This is a genomic window from Synechococcus sp. LTW-R, assembly GCF_014217875.1.
GTDB lineage: Bacteria > Cyanobacteriota > Cyanobacteriia > PCC-6307 > Cyanobiaceae > Vulcanococcus.
Genome location: NZ_CP059060.1, coordinates 594554 through 607762 on the forward strand (window position 1 = coordinate 594554; position 13209 = coordinate 607762).

The 13209-nt window shown below is 63.3% G+C and carries 14 protein-coding genes and 1 tRNA gene; 2 read left to right on the plus strand and 13 right to left on the minus strand.

What is annotated here, in order from left to right; translation table 11 throughout:
- Nucleotides 1-6: 6 nt before the first annotated feature.
- The 8 genes from H0O22_RS03410 to H0O22_RS03445 form a co-directional block, all read right to left on the minus strand.
- Nucleotides 7-495 (minus strand): DUF3828 domain-containing protein, encoded by a 489-nt coding sequence (locus H0O22_RS03410; RefSeq protein WP_185187622.1) that lies wholly within the window; start codon nucleotides 493-495, stop codon nucleotides 7-9.
- An 83-nt stretch (nucleotides 496-578) separates the two neighbouring features.
- Nucleotides 579-652 (minus strand) — tRNA-Met (locus tag H0O22_RS03415).
- Between the two features lie 54 nt (nucleotides 653-706).
- A complete protein-coding gene (locus H0O22_RS03420; RefSeq protein ID WP_185187623.1) occupies nucleotides 707-1753 on the minus strand; it encodes a M23 family metallopeptidase in 1047 nt (348 codons plus the stop codon).
- Between the two features lie 155 nt (nucleotides 1754-1908).
- The gene (locus tag H0O22_RS03425) at nucleotides 1909-2382 is read right to left on the minus strand and encodes a tRNA (cytidine(34)-2'-O)-methyltransferase (protein WP_185187624.1); all 474 of its coding nucleotides are present in this window, start codon (nucleotides 2380-2382) and stop codon (nucleotides 1909-1911) included.
- Between the two features lie 5 nt (nucleotides 2383-2387).
- The gene (gene cobU, locus H0O22_RS03430) at nucleotides 2388-2966 is read right to left on the minus strand and encodes a bifunctional adenosylcobinamide kinase/adenosylcobinamide-phosphate guanylyltransferase (RefSeq protein WP_185187625.1); all 579 of its coding nucleotides are present in this window, start codon (nucleotides 2964-2966) and stop codon (nucleotides 2388-2390) included.
- Complete coding sequence (gene pxcA, locus H0O22_RS03435) at nucleotides 2956-4101, minus strand: proton extrusion protein PcxA (protein WP_185187626.1); 1146 nt, start codon at nucleotides 4099-4101, stop codon at nucleotides 2956-2958. The genes cobU and pxcA overlap by 11 nt, the downstream gene beginning before the upstream one ends.
- A 7-nt stretch (nucleotides 4102-4108) precedes the next feature.
- Nucleotides 4109-4753, minus strand: a complete 645-nt coding sequence (gene psb32 / locus H0O22_RS03440) for a photosystem II repair protein Psb32 (RefSeq protein ID WP_185188273.1) — start codon at nucleotides 4751-4753, stop codon at nucleotides 4109-4111.
- Between the two features lie 72 nt (nucleotides 4754-4825).
- Nucleotides 4826-5251: a tellurite resistance TerB family protein gene (locus tag H0O22_RS03445; protein ID WP_185187627.1), complete on the minus strand. Its 426-nt coding sequence runs from the start codon at nucleotides 5249-5251 to the stop codon at nucleotides 4826-4828.
- A gap of 97 nt (nucleotides 5252-5348) precedes the next feature.
- Between H0O22_RS03445 and H0O22_RS03450 the strand changes: the two genes are divergently transcribed.
- Nucleotides 5349-6011, plus strand: a complete 663-nt coding sequence (locus H0O22_RS03450) for a cofactor assembly of complex C subunit B (protein WP_185187628.1) — start codon at nucleotides 5349-5351, stop codon at nucleotides 6009-6011.
- Here H0O22_RS03450 and lptC read toward each other — a convergent pair.
- Both lptC and metG read right to left on the minus strand, forming a co-directional pair.
- Nucleotides 5944-7155, minus strand: a complete 1212-nt coding sequence (gene lptC / locus H0O22_RS03455) for an LPS export ABC transporter periplasmic protein LptC (protein WP_185187629.1) — start codon at nucleotides 7153-7155, stop codon at nucleotides 5944-5946. The two genes, H0O22_RS03450 and lptC, sit on opposite strands and share 68 nt — an antisense overlap.
- Nucleotides 7155-8723 (minus strand): methionine--tRNA ligase, encoded by a 1569-nt coding sequence (gene metG, locus H0O22_RS03460; protein ID WP_185187630.1) that lies wholly within the window; start codon nucleotides 8721-8723, stop codon nucleotides 7155-7157. The genes lptC and metG overlap by 1 nt, the downstream gene beginning before the upstream one ends.
- A gap of 72 nt (nucleotides 8724-8795) precedes the next feature.
- Here metG and H0O22_RS03465 point away from each other — a divergent pair, with 72 nt between their 5' ends.
- On the plus strand, nucleotides 8796-10631 hold the full coding sequence (locus tag H0O22_RS03465; protein ID WP_185187631.1) for an FAD-dependent oxidoreductase: 1836 nt from the start codon (nucleotides 8796-8798) through the stop codon (nucleotides 10629-10631).
- Here the strand turns inward: H0O22_RS03465 and H0O22_RS03470 are convergent.
- From H0O22_RS03470 to rpmG, 3 genes are all read right to left on the minus strand, one after another.
- Nucleotides 10620-12578: a ribonuclease catalytic domain-containing protein gene (locus H0O22_RS03470; RefSeq protein ID WP_185188274.1), complete on the minus strand. Its 1959-nt coding sequence runs from the start codon at nucleotides 12576-12578 to the stop codon at nucleotides 10620-10622. The genes H0O22_RS03465 and H0O22_RS03470 overlap by 12 nt on opposite strands.
- A gap of 72 nt (nucleotides 12579-12650) precedes the next feature.
- On the minus strand, nucleotides 12651-12872 hold the full coding sequence (gene rpsR / locus H0O22_RS03475; RefSeq protein WP_185187632.1) for a 30S ribosomal protein S18: 222 nt from the start codon (nucleotides 12870-12872) through the stop codon (nucleotides 12651-12653).
- Nucleotides 12873-12919: 47 nt separating this feature from the next.
- Nucleotides 12920-13114 (minus strand): 50S ribosomal protein L33, encoded by a 195-nt coding sequence (gene rpmG / locus H0O22_RS03480; RefSeq protein ID WP_010316985.1) that lies wholly within the window; start codon nucleotides 13112-13114, stop codon nucleotides 12920-12922.
- Between the last annotated feature and the right edge of the window lie 95 nt (nucleotides 13115-13209).

Sequence of the window (13209 nt, forward strand, 5' to 3'; positions counted from 1 at the left end):
GAGGAATCACTGCTGCAACAACCCAGAGAGCACGCTGCTCAGTTGTCCCCCCCAGGGGTAGGTGATGTCATCCACGACCCAAGTCCCGGAAGGTCCTTGCTGCATCTGGAGGGAAAGCCGTTGGGGAGCCTCAGATAGCCGTCCCCTCAAACCGGTAAACACCGCGACATCAGCACTCTCACCCGTGCAGCTCACCACCAGCACGTTGTGGGAATAGACCTGCCTTCCGCTGAAGGGATCGAAATCCAGATAGCCACGGCCATCCCCTGGGTTGAGCTGATAGGCCGCGGTCAGGTGTTGGTACAGCGTTGGGCTCAGGAGAGGCTGAATGCTCTTGAGCTGAGGACGCCCTGGTGTGTCCTGCCGTCCGATTTGCCAGCGATAGAGCTCGGTGATGGGCGCCTCCATGGCCGGCGGGCACGAGCAGGCCAGGGCGCTGGAGGGAGTCAGGGACACGCTCGCCCACAGCGCCAATGCTGGTCGGAACGCGCGCATCAGCCCCGGTGCAACTGGCCAGACCCTAGGCATGGAGTGCGCTCAGACAGCAAAAAGCCCCGCTTTCGCGGGGCTCAGCGCAATGGCTCGGGGGAGACTTGAACTCCCGACCTTGGGGTTATGAATCCCACGCTCTAACCAGCTGAGCTACCGAGCCGCGGTGGAATGATTGTAGAGGATCACCGGGCCGAAACCCTGTTCGCAGCAGCGATCAGGCCCTCGGCGGCAGCATGCCAAGCGGATTTACCGCGCCACGCCCGGCGGGGATGATCTCGAAGTGCAGGTGCGGTCCGGTACTGCGGCCCGTGCTGCCCATCAGGGAGATGACCTTGCCCTGGGGCACGAACTGGCCTGAACGCACAAGGATGCGACTGTTGTGGCCGTAACGGGTCAGGGTTCCGTCGGCGTGGCGGATCTCGACGAGGTAGCCATAGCCGCCACCGTGCCAGCCAGCGGAGAGGACTTGGCCTGATTTCGCGGCAACGATCGGGGTGCCGATGTTGTTGGCGATGTCGATGCCCCGATGCATCCGACCCCAACGCCAGCCGTAGCCGGAGGTAAAGATGCCCTTGGTGGGCCAGACCCAAGCGCGGTCATTCAGGTTTTCACCGTCGCCAAAGTCGGGCTGGTCGGGCCAGCTGAGACCACCGGATCCGACGGGTTTGAGACCCAGGACCATGCGGCTACGGCCGGCATTGGCCTGGGCCACTCGGATCGGAGTGCCGACGACGAGTTGGGCGCCGCGCAGGCCGGGATTGAGTTTGAGCAGTTTCTGAATGCTCAGGTTGTAGCGCTCAGCCACCTTGGCCAGTGTGTTGTCTCCACGCTTGATGCGGGCGGTGTCGCTGGGCTCTGGCGGGGCTTCCAACGGGGGAGTCCGGCGAAGCTCAGAGGTGTCGACAGCCGAGACCAGCTTGACCTGCTTGATGCTGCCGCTGGGCAGAACCATCCACTCGCTGCGGCCAAACACGTGATCCGCTTTGACGTCGTTGAGTTCTGAGAGGCGTGTCTCGTCTTGCTCGATTTGGCGCGCCAGGTGCTTGAGAGTGATGGCTTGGCGAGCCTTGACCCAGATCTTTTCACCACTGGGTTTGGGTGCTGCGGCTGCGATCAGGTCAGCGGTGATCGCGGGTGGTGCCGAGAGTTGGGGGAGTGAGGTTGACTTCGAATCAGCCAGAGATGGGGCGACCACAGAGCAGGCAGCCCCAAGGGCCGCGGTACTGGCTGCTGTTGTCAGTAAGAAATGAACAGGCTTCATCCAGTTTGGCCAAAGGTCAAAGCCCGGTGGAGAAGCCGACATCCTCCGGACGGCGCGAGATTAACGACTGGCGGGACCCTGCGCAAGTCGAAAGGGTCAACTTCTGAGTCGAACACATCGCAATCCCAGCTTGAGATCGACTGTGCTGCAGTTGCTTAGCCCACTTCCAGCTGTCGAATCGCTTCGAACAGAACCACGCCCACGGCTGTCGCGAGATTCAGACTTCTCACCACACCGCCGTGGTCGACCGACCCGGTCATCGGGATCAGCAGGCGTTGGTCGACCTCGCTGAGGAGCTCCGGTGGTAGGCCGCTGCTCTCCCGTCCAAACAGCAACCAGTCGTCGGGGCGGTAAGCAATGCGGTGATAGGGCTCACTGGCATGGCGGCTCAACGCGAGCAGCCGACCGCCCTGCTGATGGCGAAAGGCCTGAAACGCGTCCCAGTTGGCATGGCGCACCAATTGAACCCAGGGCCAGTAGTCGAGCCCGGCACGTTTCAAGGTCCGGTCATCGATCTGAAACCCCAGCGGTTCAATCAGATGGAGCTCCGTACAGGTCGCCACGCAGCTCCGCGCCACGTTGCCTGTATTGGGGGGGATCTCCGGCTGAAAGAGCACCACCTTGGGCATGACGATCAACCAGGGACAGGAACTCCTAGCTGATGGAGGTTGAGCGCTCGACCGTTCACCACCAGCCAGGACTCACGGCTGATGGCGTTCAACCGTTGTTGCAGCGTACCCATCCTGTCGCGGAAGAGCCCGCCAATGGCCGTTGGCGGCACCACCCCCCAGCCCACTTCCTCCATCACCAACACGACGGGTTCCCTTTGGCGGGCCAGTTGATCGAGCAGCGCTGCCGAACGGGTCTGCCACTGCTCTGGACCGTCCTCGAGGTGCTGAGCGAGCCAGGTTCCGAGGGCATCGACCAGCAGGAGGCGGGACCGCCCAGGCTCCATGGACTGGTTCAGACCGGCCAGGGCCTCGGTCAATGACGCGCCCACTTCCAGGGTCTGCCATTCCTCCGGTCGACGCGCCCGATGGTCCGCCACCCGTTGGGCCCAGCTGTTGTCCTCGCTGGGGGGTTGGCCCGTCGCGAGGTAGAGGACAGGCCCTGGGTGTTGCTCCGCCAGATATTCCGCCCAACGGCTTTTGCCGCTGCGGCTGGGCCCTGTGACCAGGATCAGGCCGGCAGCAGGGCTGGCTTCAGCCGCCACCGTTCATGTTCTTGAGAGTGGCCACCGCCGATGGAGACACGCGGTTGAGATAGCGGAAGATCCAGTACTTGAAGATCGTGGCCAAGACCACCGGGAACGTGGCAATGAACAACAGGATAAAGTTCTCCTCCGCCGGCAAGCCCAGGTGATGGGCGATCCCGTCCAAGAGCACCGTCCAACCTTCAGGGCTGTGGAAGCCGACAAAGATGTCCGTGAAGAGGATGATCGCGAAGGCCTTGGCGCTGTCGCTTAGGCCGTAGACGGCCTCATCGAGGAAGCCGCGAAGCACCTGCAGGTCGCGCCGACAAAAGAGGCAAACCAGAACAAAGCCAACCAGCGCCGCCAGGTCGGCCTGAACGTTCTTCGAGGCCTCCATGCTCTCGGCATCGGCTTCGTCCTTGAGGGCATTCGCCCGCCTGGCCAGCGCCGATTGAATCTCTTCGGGTGAAGGCGGCTGCTTCCCTTCAAGGAGCGCTTCGAACTCCAATTCCTGCTGGTAGAGCCGCAACTTGGCGACGGCTTTTTCCTGCAGGTGTGGTTTCGTGTAATTCAGAAAAGGGATCTCTGGTGCATAGCGATCCATCAAGGGGGAGATCAACAGACTCCGGCTGGTCTGCTGTATGACCAGTGGCACGAGGATCAGCAGCAGCAGCACCCGCAGGGACACCAGGGTGGAATCGCGGCGCCGGCGGAACCCTGCCACCACCGAGGCTTCCGCTTCAGGGTCCAGTTGACGGCGCACCCCGTCGAACATGCCCAGCAGGCTGCGGGGCAGCATCTCGGGCGAGCGCGACATCGAGGGTGCGCTGGATCGAGCTCGGCCGTAGCGGGAGACGACGCTCTCCACCAGTTGCAGTTGCCTCAGCTCCTGGCTGTCGAGCTCAGCCCGTTTGGGGGCCACATCCGCAAGGTTCTCCTGAGCCACCTGCAGAGCGGCCCGGAAACGCCGAAGCATCAGGGCCTTCGCGGATTTGGGAATGCTCAGCTCGAGCTCCGGTCTGACCGGACGGTCGTTGTAGTACTCGAGCTCGAGGCTCTGGATCAGCAGGGCGGCTTCATAGGCCTGCTCCAGGTTGTTGCTCAGATCGTGGGTACTGGCCCGATCAAAGCTTCCAATCCAATCGGTCAACCCCATGGATGCTTCAGCGGGAGAAGACCCACCAGGTGATCATTGGTACCAGGGTGCCAACGACAAGCAAAACGACAACCCAAAGGAAGGCGTTGCTGGAGGCGGTTTCTTCCTTGGTGGGAACGTTGGTCTCCACGGGCATCCGCTCCACCAGCTGCGGCGGACCGGGGTCCTCGCCGCCCTGAAGGACGACCTCGAGGCGACCCAAGGCATCGAGGCTGGCCTGGCGGTAACGGGAGCCCTCGCGCAGGGGCAAGCCCATCGTGCTGATCGCCGTGCTGGAGAGCAGGCTGGCCGGCAGTTGGTCCAGCAGATCGGCACTGGCCACGATCGCGGCACTGTTGTTTTGAGCCTCAATCAGCAGGAGGAGCATGCCCTCGCGGCTGCTCTCCTCATGCCACTGCTGCAGCAAGTCCTCGCCGAGGGTGTCCAAGCTGAGGCCGTAATCCAGTCGCCGAAGGGTCACCAGGCGGGCATCCACACCCAAGTCGGAGAACTGCTCGAGCCGCTGGCTCACATCGCCGCTTGCGGCCCGGCTGAGTAATTCAGCGCTATCGAGGACATGGCCGCTGGGGCTCTGGGCGGGGAAATCCGCCACCCCAGTGGCCAGGGCAGCGGAGGGTGCGATGAGCCCTGCGATCGCCAAAGCGGCAACCATGACCAGAGACCAGAGCTTGCTGCGAAGGGAATGACGCACCAGCGAACGCTTCAACCTGGGCACAGTCTGCCGTTAGCTGGCCAGGCTGTCGCGGTGCAGCAGGGAGATCACCTCCAGGATTGATGCACTCCGAATCGCATCCAGTCCAAAGACCTCCTGCAACTGAGCCAAAAAACTCAGCTCCGATTGGGTCTCGATGTGGTCGGCGTGGATCAAATGGGCTGCCACGGCCAGAGCCGTCTCGCGTTGTTCGGCAGAAAGGAGTGGGGTGGCCTGCTTCACCAGGGCCTCGCAGCTGCTGCCGCGCAATTGGGCGAGGACCCGATCCAGCAGCTCCCCCATCTGCTGGTCGCTGAAGCGACGGAAGGGTTGGCGGAACTCCAGCTGTTGGCGCAGTGCTCTGGCCTCCACCGCGCTGAGCTCACCATCGGCGGCGATCGCGGCGAGGGCAATGGCGGCAAAGGCGTCGGCGGCTGACGTGAGTTGGCTCTGGCCCATGGACGCTGCAGATCTCCGGCCCATTTGAGCGGCGGATGGACCGATGTCGAAGCCGTTGTGTGCCTGTGACAACGTGAGCAGAGCTCCTCGCGGCCCCTTGCCACTCCCAGCTCGTGTCTGCCTGGCTTTGGGTGTCCTTGGCCTCTTGCTTTGTGTGGGCAATCAACTCTCTGCCCCTGAGCTGAGTCCCGCCCTTGAGCGCGCTGGTGTCTTGGCCAGCTTCCTGTCCGTTGGCCTGATGCTCGTCTCGATCCTTTGGACTCGGGCGGTTCCCGTGGCTCCTGAACGGGTGGCCCTGGAGGGTGAACAAGGCCTGGAGCTCGCGCCCGTTCTGTCTGAACCACTGCGTCAGGAGTTGGGCTGGGGAAGCCAGATGCTTCTGACCGCCACCCCAGCAGGCTCCGTCTTACTCCTCTGGCGCGGACGGGTCCTGCTGCGACGCGGCGTGTTGGCGGACGTTGCCTTCCAACCGGGCCCCATCAGCGAGCGGGCCTGGAGCAGTCAAAAGGCGATCAACTTGGTCAACCTCGCCCTCTATCCCGGCCGCCAGGAATTCAGGGGACTGCCCGAGAACACGCCCGCCGTGATCGTTCAACCGATTGGCGAAGCGGGGTTACTGCTCGTGGCGGGTTGGTCACCCCGTTGTTTCACGCGGAGCGATGAAACCTGGATCGAAGGCTGGAGCCAGAAGCTCAGAACGCTATTGGAGCTGGAGAGCGCTTCGTTCCCGCTCCCCCCTGGCCCTTCGGCGGAAGCGTGAAGCGTGAGTTCACCCGGTCGCCGGGGGAGCTGAAGACCGCGGTGCCGTCATCGCCGATCTTGCCCTCAAGACGCTTGGCGCGAGTCACCTGTTTGTAGGTGTCGCGCTTCAGCACCACCTGATCCACCGCTTCAAAGCGACCGCTCGGCCAATTCCAGATGCAGCGGGTCGCCGTGAGCCGCTCACCGGGCTGCTCGAGCTCGCAGCCGCGGGAGACCTTCACATCACTCTTCTCCAGGTCAATCGCAAAGCGATCCCCCTTGGCCTGCAGGGCATTGAACTGCCCATTGAAGGGTTTGTCGCTGCTGAGTTGTTGGTCATTGATGGCCCAGCGCGTCTGCTGGGCATCCAGCCATCCCTTGCCATCGGTTCGGCGCAGCTTCACGGGCGCCACGAGGTCGACATAGCCCTCGCGAAGATTCCCCTTGAGCCCCTGGGCGGTCAGCACCAGGCTGGGGCTAGGTGTCTTGCTGTCTGTTGTCTTGGCCGGTTCTGTCGGCTCAAAGCGTTCCCCCCGGACAACCGCAGGGGCTTTGAGATCACCCTGTTCGGGCTTCCAATCAACCCACTGCGCTTTCACCTTGAGGGGGAGCGGTGCAGGCCCCTTGGTGTTGGCTTTGGCTTGGCGGCCGTCCTGCCAATGCTCCAGCACGGGCGCCCCCCGCAGTTCGACGAGATCGCGCTTGATGAAGTACTGCGCCGTCTCGGCGCTGATGCGCGAGCGACGGTCGAGCGCCACGGGCCGCTGGTCGATCACCATCAGCTCCTCGCGGGGCAACCAGCGGGCCGTATCGCCGGTGATTTCAACCGGATCCTTCCCCAACAGTGTGATGCGCACAGCACCCTCAAGCTGAATGGCTTGGCCATCGCCAATCACGGTGCCCCGTTGGGCCGCAATCAAGATGCTGGGTTCTCCGCGCCGAAAGACGGTCCCGCGGGGTTTGAGGGCCTGGGCGAGTTTGCGCTGGATGTCATAACGCGCCTCGGGACTCTTCAGTTCCCAGGCGGGTGCTCCCTTGGGATCTTGCTGGCGCAGGTCCAGGGCCCGGAAGGCAAATGGTTGGGCTGTTTGGCGTCCAGCGGTCGAGCAACCGGCCAGGAGTAGGCCAGCCGCCAACCAGAGTGATCGAAGCGTGCGTGCCATCAGAGCGGCGCCTCGAGCTCGAGGCGCGCCATCACCGGGGAGGGTTCAGGCAGCGGGGCACCGCAGGTGAGACCGCCCCAGTTCAGCTGCTCCATCCAGCTGGCACTGAAGGCGGCATCGGCGCCTGAGTCAGCCAGGGGTTGCCCGAGTTGCGCCAGCATTCGAGCGGAGAGATCGGGAAGCAGCGGCGCCATCAGCAAGGCCACCAGACGCGCAGCCTCGAGCACCGCATAGAGGTCCTCGGCCACTTGATCGCGAGTGCCTTCTTTTTTCATCAGGCTCCAGGGGGCCTGGTCATTGAGATAGCCGTTGGCGGCGATCGCCAGTTGAAGGGCTGCTTCTGCCGCGGTCCGGAACTCCAAGTTCTCCAGTGCGGTCAGGCTGCTGGCTTTGGCCTCTGCGGCGGCTTGGGCCAGGGGGTGGTCGCTGGCCTTCGCTTGGCTGGCGGGAGGCACGGTTTCATCGAACCAGCGGCGGGCCATCGAGCTGGTGCGATTCAGCAGGTTGCCGATGGTGTTGGCCAGGTCGTTGTTGACCAGATCGCTGAACCGCTGCTGCTGAAAGTCGCCGTCTTCGCCGAAGGGGATGTCCCGCAGCAAGTACCAACGGACCGCGTCACGGCCGCAGCGCTCGAGCAGCTCGGCGGGGTCCAGGACGTTGCCCAGGGACTTGCCCATCTTTTGGCCTTCCCGGGTCAGAAAGCCGTGGCCAAAGACCTTGGCGGGAAGGGGCAGGCCCGCTGAGAGCAGCATGGCGGGCCAGTAGACGGCATGGAAACGGAGGATGTCCTTGCCGATCACATGGACCGACGCCGGCCAGCCCCGGCTCAGGGCTGTGTCGAGGTCGGGTGCGTCACCCTCTTCGAGCAGCGCCGTGATGTAGCCGAGCAGCGCATCAAACCAGACATAAAAGGTGTGACCGTCGTGGCCGGGCACGGGGATGCCCCAGGGCAGGTTGATCCGTGAGATGGAGAAGTCCCTCAGGCCCTGCTTGACGAAGTTCTCCACCTCGCGCTTCCGGCTGGCCGGTTGGATGAAACCGGGTTGGGCGATCAGCGTTGCGATCTGCTCCTGATAACGGGAGAGGCGGAAGAAGAGGTTGACTTCATCGCGCCACTCCAGGCCCTTGCGGTGAATCGGACATTCCGGATCCTGGGCTTCATGGGGGTCGTCCTTGAACTCTTCACAGGCGACGCAATACCAACCCTGTTGGCGTCCCTCGACGATGTCGCCGTTGGCCTCAACCCGGGCAAAAAATTGCTGAACGATCTGCTCATGCCGCGGATCGGTCGTGCGGATCAGGCGGTTATTGCTGATCTGCCAGCGATCCCAGAGTTCGCGGTATTGGGCACTGACACCATCACAGTGGGCCTGGGGGCTGAGGCCAGCGGCCTCGGCCGTGCGCTGAATCTTTTGGCCGTGCTCGTCACAGCCGGTGATGAACAGGACCTCCTCACCCTTTAGCCTCTGAAACCGGGCCAGGGCGTCACAGGCCAGGGTCGTGTACGCACTCCCCAAGTGGGGCTTGTCGTTGACGTAATAGAGGGGGGTGGTGAGGGTGTAAGTCATCGGCGGGATCCTACGCAGCCCTTCCCGTTCGCGCCTTCAGTTGCGACCCTGGGCTGATTGCTCAACAACTCCATGCCGGCCCACAGCGATTCCGCCTCGGTGGTGGTCTGGGGCGGCGGAACCGGTGGTGTCGCTGCGGCGATCCAAGCGGCCCGCTCAGGGGCGAATACCGTCCTGTTGACCCCAGGACCTTGGCTGGGCGGCATGGTCAGCGCCGCGGGGGTGTGCTGCCCGGATGGCAATGAGCTCAGTCCCTGGCAGACGGGGCTTTGGGGTGCCTTTCTGAGAGGGCTGGCTGAGGCGGAGCCGGCTGGCCTTGATCAGAACTGGGTGAGCTGTTTTGGTTTTCGACCAGCGCAGGCCGAAGCACTGCTCCAGGAGTGGGTCGCATCCCTCCCCAATTTGCTCTGGCTGAGCAGCTGTCGTGCGCTGGCGGTGGAGCGCTCGGAGCGTCTGGTGCACTCCCTCACGGTTGAGCGGAACGGCCAGAGCCAGAGGTTTGCCTGCGGCGTGCTGATCGACGGCAGCGACCGAGGTGATCTGCTGCCGCTGTTGGATCTCCCCTTTCGCTGGGGTTGGGAAGCGCAGGAGGTCTGGAATGAACCCAGCGCCCCCAGTGGAGCGCGGATGGGCTCCGACTCCTTCTTTCAGGACCAACCGGTTCAGTCCCCGACCTGGGTGGTGATGGGCCAGTTGACGGCCGACGCCCCCCCGCGTCCGCTCTCCGACAAGCCTTTGCTCGCCTCGCCGTTTGAGCAGGCCTGCCGGAGCTTTAGCCTGAGCCACACCATCACCTATGGCCGTCTGCCGGGTGGCCTGGTGATGCTCAATTGGCCGCTCCACGGCAACGACTGGCATCACGGGCTCGATCGGGCGTTCACCGCTGAGGGATCAGCGGAGTCAGGGCTCTTTCTCGAGATGCGGGAGCACAGCCGCCGCTTTGCAGAGGCACTTATTGAGGTCTCCAACGGTTGGCTGTCCCTTGGCGAAGCCTTTCCAAGGGAGTCCGGCAGTCCGGGCCCGGCCTTCGCCGCCATGCCCTACTGGCGGGAGGGGCGGCGCTTGATTGGTCGCCAGACCGTCATCGAACAGGACCTGTTGCCGATTCAGTCGGGCCGCACGATGGCCCCGCTTCCTTTTGATGAAGCAGGCCGTCTGACCTCGATTGCCGTTGGCAATTACGCCAACGATCATCACTACCCAGGCGGTGACTGGCCGTTGGCGCCGAAGAGCTGTCGCTGGGGGGGGCGCTGGTCGGGGACACCGTTCTGCATCCCCTATGGCGCTCTCATCAGCGCCGATCTCGACAACGTGTTGGCTGCCGACAAGGCCTTCAGCACCTCCCACATGGCCAATGGGGCGACCCGACTGCAGCCACTGATCTTCAACGTCGGGCAGGCCGCAGGAGCTGCAGCGGCACTCTCGCTGGAGTTGGGTCAACCGCCCGCTGATCTCCCCGTTGCGCTGTTGCAGGAGCACCTGATTGCTGATCCGGTTGCTCCGGCCGGAGTGGTGCCGCTGTGGGATACAGCGTGGAATCATCCCAATTGGGCGAGCCGTCAACGAGCCGTTCTCCTGGATCCGACGCTCCTGTCTGACAGCGGTTGTTGGCTGGGAGGCTCCGCGGAGCCATTGCTGCTGACTCGCCGCTCCAGCTCACCCCTGGATCGGGCACAGCAATGCCTTCATGGGGAGCTCATTCCGCTGGAGAACGGCGACTATGCATTCGATCTTGAGCAGCCCCAGTTCGGTCAGCGGCGCTGGCCGGTCATCACCTTGGAGCCCGCTGTCGATCTGTGGCTGCAGCGCTTGGATCAGTCCAAGAGCGTGGAGCTCCTTGGTTGCTTCAACCCCTGGGGCCCCTGGCTGCGTGTCTCGTCCGTCTTGGCCTGGGTCTCAGGAGCTTGATGCGCTGAGTCTCAGTTGATCCCGCAGAGAGTCGACCGCTTGCACGCGAAGCAGGAGCGCATCGCCAGGCTCTGAGCCGCTGGGGCATTCCGCCGCCAGATCCATCGCCAGCTCATCAATGCGAACGAGGCCCAGGTTGTCCTGGGGCCGGAGCCAGCGCAGGAATTGCGCGCGCCATTGCTGACCCTTCTGGGCTTCAAACCAAACCTGCTGCCAATGACGCTGATCTTCCCTTGCAATGCCGATCCCCTCGCGGATCGCGCCGTCTATCTCATTGACGAGCTCTTGCAGTTGCTCTTCAGAGAGGGGTAACTCTGCAGCTAACTGGCGTTGCACCAACAAGTCGCCATACCGACGAATGGGGGACGTGGCTTGGACGTAGGCCGGCAGGCCCAGGCTGAAGTGGGCGGCGGGTTTTGTCCCCATCAACCCCCGGCTCAGACAGCGTTTGATCGCCCCAAAGCGGACCGCTCCATCGGGTAGGGCCTCCAGCTCGGCCTTGGGCGGAAGTTCCGCTGGCAATTGGCTGCGGAAGGGCAGGGGAAGCTCGCGTTTCTTGGCCAGCTCCGCGGTTACCGCTCCGGCCAAGATCATCGCTTCAGCCACCATCTGGCGTGAGCTGCTCGGCTCCGTCACCTCCAACTGCGCTTGACCATCACGGCAGCGGATCCGTCCCTCCGGTAGGTCCATCTGCAAGGCCCCCTGGGCCACGCGCCAGCTCCGCCGCCGACCCAAGAGTGCTTCAAGGTCGGCCAGGTCGCGGTCCTGCGGGGGGGCCAGCTCAATCAGCTCGTCGGCGTCCTCGTAGCTCAGGCGATAGATCGGTTTGACCCAACTGCGCTGCACACCAAAGGCGGCCAACGACCCGTCGTCGTTCAGCTCCGCCCAGGTGCTCCAGGCCGCCGTGCGCTGGCCGGCACGCAGGCTGAAGACGCCAGTGGAGAGGTTGTCCGGGAACATCGGCACGTTCCCTTTGGCCAAATACAGGCTGCTGCCGCGCTTGCGGGCTTCGAGGTCCAGGGGCGAACCGGCTTCAATCAGCCGCCCTGGGTCAGCGATGTGGATCCAGATGCGTGTTGTCCCTGCCGCGGTTGTCTCAATCGCGAGACCGTCATCAATGTCACGGGTGTCCGCGTCGTCGATGGTCACGCAGCGCTGACTCGTGAGATCCACGCGGCCGGCATCGCTGGGCTGATCTTGGTTGGCCTCTTGCTCGAGCCGTTCGGCTTCTTGGAGCAGGTCCTCGGAGAAGCCACTGCTCCAGACCGTTCCCTCGAGCGAGACCAGTTGGTGGGGGTCCCATTGGCCCAGATCCACCAGGAGGTGACGCAATTGACTGCGCTCCTGGCTCAGGTGCAGCTGGCTCAAGCTCTGGCGCATCCCCTCCGGGAGCTGCTCCAGCTCCAGCCGTCCGCTGGCGACCTGCTTCAGCAACTCCAACCGTTCCAGCTGTAGAGCGCTGCAGGAGCTGGTCTCGATGGGCTGACGTTGTTTGAGCAACAGGTGCCATTGGCGTTCTGCGGCTTCAGCAATCGCCTGGCGCCGGCGTTCACGCCGCAGTGGTTTCAGTTCCTCAAGGCGGCGGGCCTGAACACAGCCCTGCTTCCAACGGAACCACTGTTGCTCGCCCACCAAGGCCAGCCAGCAGGCGCTGAGCTGGATGGGTTCTGTCGACCCGTAAACGAGATCGCAGAACTCCTGCAAATCCAAGCTGTCGCCCGTTTCTTGGAGCAGAAGCCAAGCTGAGCCCCAAGCGGATGGCCTGGGTTTGGCTGCACTGAGGACTTCACGGTTCAGTGCCCACGGAAATGCCCCCAGCCGCTGCGGTGGCGAGGTACCAGCGGGCAGGGGGCAAATGAGCTCAAGTTGTCGTTGAGGGACGACTTGCTGCTTGGCATCAAAACCAACCCGGAGCCGCACTTTGCTGCCCTGGATGGATTCGACGATGGCGAATTGAGGGGTGCGGGAGTCCTGCAGACCGACGAGGTCGCCGCTGTGGAAGACCGCACCGCCCAGGGATCAGCCCTCGGGGTTCACGAAGGGAAGAAGAGCCACGATGCGAGCACGCTTCACGGCATTGGTCAGATCACGCTGCTGCTTGGCGGTGAGGCCAGTCAGACGGCGGGGCAGGATTTTGCCGCGCTCGGTGATGAACTTCTTGAGCAGATCGACATCTTTGTAGTCGATCGGTTCACCGGGCTTGATCGGTGAAAGGCGTTTCTTGAAAAAGGAAGTAGGCATGACTGAACGGGGAAGAAATGCAGAACGCGGAGATCACGCCGCCGAGATCACTTGATCTCTTTGTGGACCGTCGACTTGTTGCAATGCGGGCAGAACTTTTTGAGTTCAATCCGTTCAGTGGTGTTGCGGCGGTTCTTCTGGCTGGTGTAACGAGACACGCCAGGAGACCGCTTCGCGGGGTTGGACCGGCATTCCGTGCACTCGAGAGTGATCACGATCCGGACGCCCTTGTTCTTAGCCATAAAGGACGTTGCGCCGCTGGAGCGATGCGATTGGACAGTGGACAACCATACCTTGTCGCCTGACCAGGCCTGGCGTCTTACCTCTTTAAAGTCGA